The 11,932-nt window shown below is 57.4% G+C and carries 9 protein-coding genes and 1 pseudogene; all 10 read left to right on the top strand.

From position 1 onward, the window contains the following. Positions 1–966 (top strand): annotated as a pseudogene (locus KHQ28_RS29170) (penicillin-binding protein 1C); the annotation flags it as partial. Between the two features lie 160 nt (positions 967–1,126). Then, positions 1,127–1,558, top strand: a complete 432-nt coding sequence (gene ndk / locus KHQ28_RS09460; protein ID WP_004144312.1) for a nucleoside-diphosphate kinase — start codon at positions 1,127–1,129, stop codon at positions 1,556–1,558. Positions 1,559–2,040: 482 nt separating this feature from the next. Next, positions 2,041–3,207: a bifunctional tRNA (adenosine(37)-C2)-methyltransferase TrmG/ribosomal RNA large subunit methyltransferase RlmN gene (locus KHQ28_RS09455; protein WP_032418503.1), complete on the top strand. Its 1,167-nt coding sequence runs from the start codon at positions 2,041–2,043 to the stop codon at positions 3,205–3,207. Positions 3,208–3,483: 276 nt separating this feature from the next. Continuing rightward, positions 3,484–4,479 carry a cytoskeleton protein RodZ gene (rodZ, locus tag KHQ28_RS09450; protein WP_032418504.1) on the top strand — a complete coding sequence of 332 codons (996 nt, stop codon included), beginning with the start codon at positions 3,484–3,486 and terminating at the stop codon, positions 4,477–4,479. Between the two features lie 26 nt (positions 4,480–4,505). Continuing rightward, a complete protein-coding gene (gene ispG, locus KHQ28_RS09445; protein ID WP_002913892.1) occupies positions 4,506–5,627 on the top strand; it encodes a flavodoxin-dependent (E)-4-hydroxy-3-methylbut-2-enyl-diphosphate synthase in 1,122 nt (373 codons plus the stop codon). A gap of 91 nt (positions 5,628–5,718) precedes the next feature. Next, entirely contained in the window at positions 5,719–6,993 is a 1,275-nt protein-coding gene (gene hisS / locus KHQ28_RS09440; RefSeq protein ID WP_004149335.1) for a histidine--tRNA ligase, read from the top strand. Between the two features lie 34 nt (positions 6,994–7,027). Continuing rightward, positions 7,028–7,648: a YfgM family protein gene (locus tag KHQ28_RS09435; protein ID WP_032418505.1), complete on the top strand. Its 621-nt coding sequence runs from the start codon at positions 7,028–7,030 to the stop codon at positions 7,646–7,648. A gap of 10 nt (positions 7,649–7,658) precedes the next feature. Continuing rightward, positions 7,659–8,837 carry an outer membrane protein assembly factor BamB gene (bamB, locus tag KHQ28_RS09430; protein ID WP_002913889.1) on the top strand — a complete coding sequence of 393 codons (1,179 nt, stop codon included), beginning with the start codon at positions 7,659–7,661 and terminating at the stop codon, positions 8,835–8,837. A gap of 113 nt (positions 8,838–8,950) precedes the next feature. Next, positions 8,951–10,429: a ribosome biogenesis GTPase Der gene (der, locus tag KHQ28_RS09425; RefSeq protein WP_004144309.1), complete on the top strand. Its 1,479-nt coding sequence runs from the start codon at positions 8,951–8,953 to the stop codon at positions 10,427–10,429. Between the two features lie 228 nt (positions 10,430–10,657). Continuing rightward, positions 10,658–11,926: a site-specific integrase gene (locus KHQ28_RS09420; RefSeq protein ID WP_029497047.1), complete on the top strand. Its 1,269-nt coding sequence runs from the start codon at positions 10,658–10,660 to the stop codon at positions 11,924–11,926. Positions 11,927–11,932 lie beyond the last annotated feature (6 nt).

Here is an 11,932-nt window from a genome sequence, read left to right as displayed (position 1 = left end):
GCCTTCGCCCGCCATGGCAAGGCGGCGCGGCTGCGCCTGAAGCCGAGCGATCCATTGACCGAGCGCGCGCTGATGTCGCCCGGGGCGGCATGGATCGTCCGGCGTATTTTGGCCGGCGAAGCGCAACCGGTTCCCGATGCCTCGCTGCCGCAGGCGGTGCCGCTGGCGTGGAAAACCGGCACCAGCTACGGCTATCGCGACGCGTGGGCGGTCGGCCTCAATGCGCGATATCTGATAGGCATCTGGACCGGGCGCCCGGACGGTACGCCGGTGGTGGGCCAGTTTGGCTTCGCCAGCGCCGTGCCGCTGCTCAACCAGGTCAATAATCTGCTGCTGGCCCGCCCGGCGATGAGCCGCGGCGGGCTGCCGAGCGATCCGCGCCCGGCAACGGTCAGCCAGGGGACAATCTGCTGGCCTGGCGGGCAGGATCTGCCGGCGGGCGACAGCAACTGTCGTCGTCGCCTGGCCAGCTGGCTTTTGGATGCCAGCCAGCCGCCGCCCCTGCTGCTGCCGGGGCAGGAGAGCGTACGCGGGATCCGCTTCCCGGTGTGGCGCAATGAACACGGCGAACGGGTGGCGGCGGATTGTCCCGGCGCTCGGGAAAGCCAGGTCGAAGTCTGGCCGCTGCCGCTGGATCCCTGGCTGCCGGCCAGCGAAAGGCGGCGCGCGCGCCTGGGACCGGCATCGGAGTCATGCCCGCCGTTACAGACTCAGGATACCGCGCCGCTGGTGCTGTCCGGCATCCGTGATGGGGCAGTGATAAAACGTCTCCCGGGTGAGGCGCGGGTGATGTTGCCGCTACAAACCAGCGGTGGGGAGGGGCGGCGCTGGTGGTTTATTAATGGCGAACCGTTAGAGGCCGCCGGCGCAAGAACCACGCTAATGCTGGATAAACCCGGCGAGTGGCAGTTAGTGGTGATGGATGAAGCGGGTCAGACGGCGGCCGCCAGCTTTACCCTGCAATAACCAGGGTGAATTTGTTGTTGGCGGTTTGTGTTTTCAATACTCATCTTATTTTAACAAAATGTTACCTTCATCCGTAGGCAGGGGCGGGGATGCTCATTATAATGCGCGCCAGGCCATACAATCGTATGTGCAACAACAGAACATTTAATTAGAGGTAATCATGGCTATTGAACGTACTTTTTCCATCATCAAACCAAACGCGGTGGCAAAAAACGTTATTGGCAGCATCTTTTCCCGCTTTGAAGCTGCAGGGTTCAAAATCGTCGGCACCAAAATGCTGCACCTGACCGTTGAACAGGCTCGTGGTTTTTATGCTGAGCACGAAGGTCGCCCGTTCTTCGACGGTCTGGTTGAGTTCATGACCTCCGGCCCGATCGTGGTTTCCGTTCTGGAAGGCGAAAATGCGGTACAGCGTCACCGTGACCTGCTGGGCGCCACCAATCCGGCAAACGCCCTGGCGGGTACCCTGCGCGCTGACTACGCTGACAGCTTCACCGAGAACGGCACCCACGGTTCCGACTCTGTAGAATCCGCTGCCCGCGAAATCGCGTTCTTCTTTGCTGAAGGCGAGGTTTGCCCGCGCACTCGCTAATCTCCTGCGTCTTTCACGCCACAGCATTGTTGGCTTCCTTCGCGCACCCCGGTCACATAGTTATCTATGCTCCCGGGATTTGCGAACTCGCCGTCTCGCTGTGACCTGAAATACTTTGGAGATACAAACCTCGTCTTTTCGACCGTCGCGGCGTCGGCTGCGCGCGTTCACCCCGGTCACATAGTTATCTATGCTCCCGGGGATTAATGAGAGGCTCCTGCCTCTCACCGGAGGCCAGCCTACGGCTGGTCAAATTCGTTCCCGACGAATTTGTCACTTGCTTGCCGCCTTGCGACAATCGAAAAGCCTTAGAGGATTGAGCAGTCAGTTACAGATTTTTTTTCATTGCTTTGTGCAAACGTGGCAATGATGCGCCAGAATTTGTAGAATATAGCGCCCCTGGACGAGCAGTCGCTCTCCGGGGCGTTTCTTTTTCAACCCACCTGGGGCCATAACGTGTAATAACGAGGCCGGAAAATATTATGTCTGAACAAATTGTCACGCCTGATACCGCCGCTCTGACGGTGCCGAACAAAGATGCCAAAGTCAACCTGCTGGATTTAAACCGTCAGCAGATGCGCGAGTTTTTCAAAAACATGGGCGAGAAGCCTTTCCGCGCCGATCAGGTGATGAAATGGATGTATCACTACTGCTGCGACGACTTTGATGAGATGACCGACATCAACAAAGTCCTGCGCAGTAAACTGAAAGAAGTGGCGGAGATCCGCGCCCCGGAAGTGGTTGAAGAGCAACGCTCAACCGACGGGACCATTAAATGGGCGATTGCCGTTGGCGATCAGCGCGTCGAGACCGTCTATATCCCGGAAGAAGACCGCGCCACCCTGTGCGTCTCCTCCCAGGTAGGCTGCGCGCTGGAGTGCAAATTCTGCTCCACCGCCCAGCAGGGCTTTAACCGCAACCTGCGGGTATCCGAAATTATCGGCCAGGTCTGGCGCGCGGCGAAGATCGTCGGCGCGGTGAAGACCACCGGCGTGCGTCCCATTACCAACGTAGTAATGATGGGCATGGGCGAGCCGCTGCTGAACCTCAACAACGTCGTTCCGGCGATGGAAATCATGCTCGACGATTTCGGCTTTGGCCTTTCCAAGCGTCGTGTGACCTTGTCTACCTCCGGCGTGGTGCCGGCGCTGGATAAACTCGGCGATATGATCGACGTTGCGCTGGCGATCTCCTTGCACGCGCCGAACGACACCATTCGTGACGAAATCGTCCCGATCAACAAAAAGTACAACATCGAGACGTTCCTCAACTCGGTGCGCGGCTATATTTCGAAGTCCAACGCCAACCAGGGCCGGGTGACCATCGAGTACGTGATGCTGGATCACGTCAACGACGGCACCGAGCACGCCCATGAGCTGGCGGCGCTGCTGAAAGATACGCCGTGCAAGATCAACCTGATCCCATGGAACCCGTTCCCGGGCGCGCCGTATGGCCGCAGCTCCAACAGCCGCATCGACCGTTTCTCCAAAGTCCTGATGGAGTACGGCTTTACGACCATCGTGCGTAAAACGCGCGGCGACGATATCGATGCCGCCTGCGGCCAGCTGGCGGGAGACGTCATTGACCGTACCAAGCGTACGCTGCGTAAGCGGATGCAGGGCGAAGCGATTGACGTAAAAGCGGTCTGACAAATGATGACCCGTGCAGCGCAGGCGGCACGGGTCATATTTATGGCCGATAGCCAGGCGAAATACGCTGATTCGGTTAATAATTACGGTGCGTTTTTGTCGACTTTGAGGCAGTATGTAGCGGCACAACAACCGCTTAGCATTCAATTTTGATTCGTCTCTGTGATCGCGCGGCTGACAGTCCTATACTGTGAGGCTGACGTAGCACAGATGTCTCGCGGCGCCGGCTTTTTCCCGCGCTGAACTTTAAATTTCACGTACCAGTAGTTGTAGCGAATGAATACTGAAGCCACTCAAGATCATCAAGAAGCAAACACCACGGGCGCGCGTCTGCGTCACGCCCGCGAACAACTCGGACTTAGCCAGCAAGCGGTGGCCGAACGCTTATGCCTGAAGGTGTCCACGGTTCGTGATATTGAAGACGATAAGGCCCCCGCCGACCTCGCCTCCACCTTCCTGCGCGGGTACATCCGCTCCTACGCTCGCCTCGTACATATTCCAGAAGACGAGCTGCTGCCGATGATGGCCAAGCAGGCGCCCATCCGCGCGGCGAAAGTCGCGCCAATGCAGAGTTTCTCTTTAGGCAAGCGCCGCAAAAAGCGCGACGGCTGGCTGATGAGCTTCACCTGGCTGGTGCTGTTTGTGGTTATCGGTCTGAGCGGCGCCTGGTGGTGGCAAGACCATAAGGCGCAGCAGGAAGAGATTTCGACCATGGCCGATCAGTCTTCCGTTGAGCTGAACGGCGGCGACGCCAACAGCCAGAACGTGCCGCTGGATACCAGCGCCCCTGCAGCCCCGACCGCCGATAGCGCCGCGAACAGCGCGCCAACCGATACCGCCAGCGCACCGACCACCAGCGCGCCGGCCCAGACGCCAGCGGATAATAACGCTGTCGTGGCCCCTTCCCAGGCCAATGTCGATACCGCGGGGACGACGCCGGCAGCTCCGGCTACCACCCCAGCCTCGCCGTTGCCGACCGATCAGGCGAACGTCACGACTCCGGCGGCGTCGGCGCAGGATCTGGTGATGAACTTTTCCGCCGACTGCTGGCTGGAAGTGAGCGATGCCACCGGTAAAAAACTGTTCAGCGGCCTGCAGCGTAAAGGCGGTAACCTGAACCTGAGCGGTCAGGCGCCGTATAAGCTGAAAATTGGCGCCCCGGCCGCGGTACAGATCCAGTATCTGGGCAAGCCTGTCGATTTAAGTCGTTTTATCAGAACTAACCAGGTTGCGCGTCTGACCCTCAATGCCGAATCATCACCGGCGCAGTAACAGACGGGTAACGCGGGAGATTTTTCATGCATAACCAGGCTCCGATTCAACGTAGAAAATCTAAACGTATTTACGTTGGTAATGTGCCAATTGGCGATGGGGCTCCCATCGCCGTTCAGTCAATGACCAATACGCGCACCACCGATGTGGCGGCGACCGTAAATCAAATCAAAGCGTTAGAGCGCGTAGGCGCGGACATTGTCCGTGTCTCTGTTCCGACGATGGACGCTGCTGAAGCGTTCAAACTTATCAAACAGCAGGTTAACGTCCCGCTGGTCGCCGATATCCACTTTGACTACCGTATTGCGCTGAAAGTGGCGGAATATGGCGTCGACTGCCTGCGTATCAACCCGGGCAACATTGGCAACGAAGAGCGCATCCGCATGGTTGTAGATTGCGCTCGCGATAAAAACATCCCGATCCGCATCGGCGTCAACGCCGGCTCGCTGGAAAAAGATCTGCAGGAAAAATATGGCGAGCCGACGCCGCAGGCGCTGCTCGAATCCGCCATGCGTCATGTCGATCATCTCGATCGTCTGAACTTCGATCAGTTTAAAGTCAGCGTTAAAGCCTCCGATGTCTTCCTGGCGGTGGAATCCTATCGTCTGCTGGCGAAACAGATCGATCAGCCGCTGCATCTTGGGATCACCGAAGCGGGCGGCGCGCGCAGCGGCGCGGTAAAATCGGCGATCGGTCTGGGACTACTGCTGTCCGAGGGGATCGGCGATACGCTGCGCGTCTCGCTGGCGGCGGATCCGGTGGAAGAGATCAAGGTCGGCTTCGATATCCTCAAATCTCTGCGTATTCGTTCCCGCGGCATTAACTTTATCGCCTGCCCGACCTGTTCACGCCAGGAGTTTGACGTTATCGGTACGGTGAATGCTCTGGAGCAGCGTCTGGAAGATATCATCACCCCGATGGATGTTTCGATCATCGGTTGCGTGGTGAACGGCCCGGGCGAAGCGCTGGTCTCCACCCTTGGCGTCACCGGCGGCAACAAGAAAAGCGGCCTGTATGAAGACGGCGTGCGTAAAGATCGCCTGGACAACAACGACATGATCGACCAGCTGGAAGCGCGGATCCGCGCCAAAGCCTCGATGCTCGATGAAGCCCGTCGGATTGACGTTCAACAGGTTGAAGCAAAATAACGTGTTGGGAAGCGATACGCTTCCCGTGTATGATTGAACCTGCGGGCGCGAGGCGCCGGGGTTCATTTTTGTATATATAAAGAGAATAAACGTGGCAAAGAACATTCAAGCCATCCGTGGCATGAACGATTATCTGCCGGGCGAAACCGCTCTCTGGCAGCGCATTGAAGGCTCACTGAAGCAGGTGCTCGGTAGCTACGGTTACAGCGAAATCCGTTTGCCGATTGTAGAGCAGACCCCGTTATTCAAACGCGCGATCGGCGAAGTGACCGACGTGGTTGAAAAAGAGATGTATACCTTCGAAGACCGCAATGGCGACAGCCTGACGCTGCGTCCGGAAGGGACGGCGGGCTGCGTACGTGCCGGCATCGAACATGGTCTGCTGTACAATCAAGAACAGCGTCTGTGGTACGTCGGGCCAATGTTCCGTCACGAGCGCCCGCAGAAAGGTCGCTACCGCCAGTTCCATCAGATCGGCGCCGAAGTGTTTGGCCTGCAGGGCCCGGACATCGACGCGGAGCTGATTATGCTGACCGCGCGCTGGTGGCGTGAGCTGGGCATCTCCGAGCACGTCAGCCTGGAGCTGAACTCCATCGGTTCGCTGGAAGCGCGCGCCAACTACCGCGACGCGCTGGTGGCATACCTGGAGCAGTTTACCGATAAACTGGATGAAGACAGTAAACGCCGGATGTATACCAACCCGCTGCGGGTGCTGGACTCCAAAAACCCGGACGTTCAGGCGCTGCTCAACGACGCGCCGGCGCTCGGCGATTATCTTGACGAAGAGTCGAAAGCCCACTTTGCCGGCCTGTGCGCGCTGCTTGACGATGCCGGGATCCGCTACACCGTCAACCAGCGCCTGGTGCGCGGCCTTGATTACTATAACCGCACCGTGTTCGAGTGGGTGACCACCAGCCTTGGTTCCCAGGGCACCGTCTGCGCCGGCGGTCGTTACGACGGCCTGGTTGAGCAGCTGGGCGGTCGCGCTACCCCGGGCGTGGGTTTTGCCATGGGTCTGGAACGTCTTGTTTTACTGGTCCAGGCAGTGAATCCGGAATTTAAAGCCGATCCTGTTGTCGATATATACCTGGTAGCCTCCGGGACCGATACTCAGTCTGCTGCAATGCGTCTGGCTGAGCAGGTTCGCGATGCGCTGCCCGGCGTGAAGCTGATGACCAACCACGGCGGCGGCAACTTTAAGAAGCAGTTCGCCCGCGCTGACAAGTGGGGGGCGCGCGTCGCGCTGGTGGTCGGTGAATCAGAGATTGCTGACGGAAACGTGGTAGTGAAGGATTTACGCTCAGGTGAGCAAACTACCGTAACGCAGGAGAGCGTTGCCGCGCATTTGCGCACACTTCTGGGTTAATCTCCCGGGAATTATTAGTCAGGAGAAGGACTGCGTGGAAACTTTTAACAACGAGAACGATCAGGTCGATGCGCTGAAGCGTTTCTTTGCCGAAAACGGCAAAGCGCTGGCGGTCGGGGTGATTTTAGGGATTGGCGCGCTGGTTGGCTGGCGCTACTGGACCTCCCATCAGCAGGATACCGCCAGAGACGCGTCGCTGGCTTACGAGAAGGCGACTTCCGCGCTGAAATCGAATACGCCAGAAGTGCTGTCAGGGGCAGAGAAATTCGCGACTGACAATAAAAATACCTACGGCGCCTTCGCCTCTCTCGAGCTGGCACAGCATTTTGTTGAACAGAACGATCTGCCGAACGCTGAAAAGCAGCTGCAGCAGGGGCTGGCGGCCGCATCTGATGATAATCTGAAATCGGTTATCAGTATGCGTCTGGCCCGCGTTCAGCTGCAAATGAAACAGGCTGATGCGGCGCTGAAAACCCTCGACAGCATCAAAGGTGAGGGCTGGACCGCCATTGTGGCTGATTTGCGCGGCGAAATTCTGTTGAGCAAAGGCGATAAGCAAGGGGCCCGTGCGGCGTGGGAAGCTGGCGTGAAAAGCGATGCTTCTCCTGCGCTCAGCGAAATGATGCGTATGAAAATGAATAATTTGTCCATCTGAGAGGGACTCGATGCAATTGCGTAAATTACTGTTGCCAGGGCTGCTTTCCGTTACCTTGCTGAGCGGGTGTTCGCTGTTTAATAGCGAAGAAGATGTGGTGAAAATGTCACCGCTGCCGACGGTAGAAAACCAGTTTACGCCGTCCACGTCCTGGAGCACCTCGGTTGGCGATGGTATCGGCGAATTTTACTCTAACCTTCATCCGGCCTTCGCCGACGGCGTGGTTTATGCCGCTGACCGTAAAGGCACCGTCAAAGCGCTGAATGCCGACGACGGTAAAGAGGTATGGTCGGTGAATCTTGCGGAGAAAGATGGCTGGTTCTCGCGTACCCCGGCGCTGCTTTCCGGCGGTGTGACCGTCTCGGGCGGCCATGTTTATATCGGCAGTGAAAAAGCGCAGCTGTATGCGCTGAATACCAGCGATGGTACCGTGGCCTGGCAAACCCGCGTCGCCGGCGAAGCGCTGTCGCGCCCGGTGGTGAGCGATGGCATGGTGCTGGTCCACACCAGTAACGGCCAGCTGCAGGCGCTGAATGAGACCGATGGCGCCGTGAAATGGACGGTGAACCTGGATATGCCTGCGCTCTCCCTGCGCGGCGAATCCGCTCCGGCCACCGCCTACGGCGCGGCGATCGTGGGCGGCGACAATGGCCGCGTCAGCGCGGTATTGATGCAGCAGGGGCAGATGATTTGGCAGCAGCGTATTTCTACGGCCACCGGCCCGACGGAAATTGACCGCCTGAACGACGTCGACACGACGCCGATCATCGTTAACGGTGTGGTTTATGCGCTGGCTTATAACGGTAACCTGACCGCGCTGGACCTGCGTAGCGGCCAGATTATGTGGAAACGCGAGCTGGGTTCGGTGAATGATTTCATCGTCGATGGTAACCGTATCTACCTGGTTGACCAGAACGATCGCCTGCTGGCACTGACCACCGACGGCGGTGTAACCCTGTGGACGCAAAGCGATCTGCTGCACCGTTTGCTGACCGCGCCGGTGTTGTATAATGGCAATCTGGTCGTCGGCGATAGCGAAGGCTACATGCACTGGGTTAATCCGGAAGATGGCCATTTTGTGGCGCAGCAGAAAGTCGATAGTTCCGGCTTCCTGACCGACCCGGTGGTTGCCGATGGTCGACTGCTGATCCAGGCGAAAGACGGTACGCTGTACGCGATTACGCGTTAATTACCGCTGTCGTGAGTGATTAAGAAACGGCCCCTGGCAGACAGGGGCCGTTTTGACTTTTTTAAAAACGTCGTTAAGACGATGTTGCTTAGTGATTGTATGAGGCATTTAACATGATACCTGTGGTCGCGCTTGTCGGGCGCCCTAACGTTGGAAAATCCACGCTCTTTAACCGCCTGACGCGCACTCGTGATGCGCTGGTTGCGGATTTCCCGGGGCTGACTCGTGACCGTAAGTACGGTCGGGCCGAAGTCGAAGGCCGCGAATTCATCTGTATCGATACCGGTGGTATTGATGGTACGGAAGAGGGCGTGGAAACCCGGATGGCGGAGCAGTCGCTGCTGGCAATCGAAGAGGCCGATGTGGTGCTGTTTATGGTCGATGCGCGCGCGGGCCTGATGCCGGCGGACATCGCGATCGCTAAACACCTGCGCTCTCGTGAAAAGCCCACCTTCCTGGTGGCTAACAAAACCGACGGCATCGACGTCGACCAGGCAATGGCGGACTTCTGGTCGCTCGGCCTGGGCGATATCTATCCGATTGCCGCTTCGCACGGCCGCGGCGTGACCAGCCTGCTGGAGCAGGCCCTGCTGCCATGGGTCGATGAGGTTAATCCGCAGGAAGAAGTGGATGAAGACGCCGAATACTGGGCGAAATTCGAAGCCGAGCAGAATGGCGAAGCGGAAGAAGAGCCGGAAGACGACTTCAATCCGCAGGATCTGCCGATCAAGCTGGCGATTGTCGGACGTCCTAATGTCGGTAAATCAACCCTCACCAATCGCATCCTCGGTGAAGATCGCGTGGTGGTTTACGATATGCCGGGCACCACCCGTGACAGCATTTATATCCCGATGCAGCGTGACGAGCGCGAATACGTGCTCATCGATACCGCCGGGGTGCGCAAGCGCGGGAAAATCACCGACGTAGTGGAAAAGTTCTCGGTGATCAAAACGCTGCAGGCGATTGAAGACGCCAACGTCGTGCTGCTGGTGATCGATGCTCGCGAAGGGATCTCCGACCAGGACCTCTCGCTGCTGGGCTTTATTCTTAACAGCGGCCGTTCGCTGGTGATCGTCGTTAACAAGTGGGATGGCCTCAGTCAGGAAGTGAAGGAGCAGGTGAAGGAGACCCTCGACTATCGTCTGGGCTTTATCGACTTTGCCCGGGTGCACTTCATCTCCGCCCTGCACGGCAGCGGCGTCGGCAACCTGTTTGAATCGGTACGCGAAGCCTACGACAGCGCTACGCGCCGCGTAAGCACCGCGATGCTGACCCGGATCATGAACATGGCGGCGGAAGATCATCAGCCACCGCTGGTGCGTGGCCGTCGCGTGAAGCTGAAATACGCCCACGCCGGGGGCTACAACCCGCCTATCGTGGTGATCCACGGTAACCAGGTCAAGGATCTGCCGGATTCCTACAAGCGCTATCTGATGAACTACTTCCGTAAATCCCTGGACGTGATGGGCACGCCGATCCGGATCCAGTTCAAGGAAGGGGAAAACCCGTTCGCTAACAAGCGTAACACCCTGACGCCGAACCAGATGCGTAAACGTAAGCGCTTGATCAAGCACATCAAGAAAAGCAAATAAGCTATCAGGACGATTCACCCACCAGCACAAAACACCCAAAGCCCGCATCTGCCGGGCTTTTTTGTTATCATGGGCTATCATAAAGGCGCAACAAAGCGCATGATTGGCGTGTACACAGAGGTGTACCCATGGTCATTAGCCAAAGTTTTGGGTATACCTCTAAGCAATTTGGGTACATTTCGCGGTGTACCCAATGGATCACGGTAAGGATTTTTCAGGTATTCGCACATGCCAAAACTTACAGACATGCAGATCCGCGCATGGATTAAGAGCGGGGAACGCTTCGAGGGGCGAGCAGACGGTGACGGCCTCTATCTGAGGTTTCGAAAAGAGGATAAAACTCCTTTTTGGCGCTATCGATATAAGCTGGTGGGGAAGGCACGCACCATGATGATCGGTTCTTATTCCGATTTCTCACTGGCAAAAGCCCGAGATATAGCGAAAGAGCTATCCGCGCGGGTAGCGCTCGGGTATGACGTAGCCGCAGAGAAGCAGGAGCGCAAGGCTGAGGCAATAGCCAAGATTGAGGCTGAGAAGAACGCCATTCACGTTTCAGAGCTTGCCGCTGAGTATTACGCCCGCCAGATAGAAACCACTTACAAACACCCGGAACTTTTCCGCAGCAGCCTGCAAAAGAACATCGTTGCGCTCATCGGAAAGATGAAAGTAGAGGACGTTCGCCCGCGGCACATTGATAGCGTCCTGCAGGATGTTTTAGAGCGCGGATCTCCCACGGTAGCTAATGATGTACTTCGCATGCTCAAACGCCTGTTTGATTACGCTGTGGTACGCGGAATGATAGAGGTTAACCCGGCGATATCCTTTGGCTCCAAAGACGCTGGCGGGAAGGAGCAGGGGCGCAAACGTGCGTTAAGCCGTGATGAGCTGATTATGTTCTTCAAGGCGCTACGCCGAGGGCGCGGAATCAGCAGAGAGAATGAGCTGACCTTCAAGATTATTCTGGCGCTTGGGGTGCGCAAAATGGAGCTCTGTGCCGCTGAATGGTCGGAATTCGACCTTGATAACGAGGTGTGGCACCTCCCTGGCTCGCGGGCAAAGAATGGTGATGACATCGATATCCCGCTGCCGGCGCCAGTGATCGAATGGATTAAAGAGATTCGACTTTTCGCCGGTGATAGTCGCTGGTTAATTCCGGCCAGGCGCGCCAGAACAACGGCCCACGTTAGCCGTGCCACGCTGAATATGGTTATGCCGTCTGTACTGAAAGAGATGGCTGACGTTGAGCCGTTCAGTATACATGACCTGCGGCGAACCATGCGCACCCAGATGGCCGCGATAGGCATTGACCCGGTGATAGCCGAGCGTTGCCTTAACCATAAAATACCGGGCATAGAGGGTATTTATAACCGTCACCAGTACTTTGATGAGCGGAAAGCGGCGCTGGCGCAGTGGGCGAATCTGCTGGTGGCCTTAGAAACTGGTGAAGATTATAACGTGACGCCAATAAGCATCGCGATGAACGCGTCAGCTAAATGAGATTAT

It is taken from the genome of Klebsiella sp. 28 (assembly GCF_018223905.1).
Lineage (GTDB): Bacteria > Pseudomonadota > Gammaproteobacteria > Enterobacterales > Enterobacteriaceae > Klebsiella > Klebsiella pneumoniae.
The sequence above is the reverse complement of the archived record's forward strand: the minus strand, read 5'-3'. Positions and strand labels throughout refer to the sequence as shown.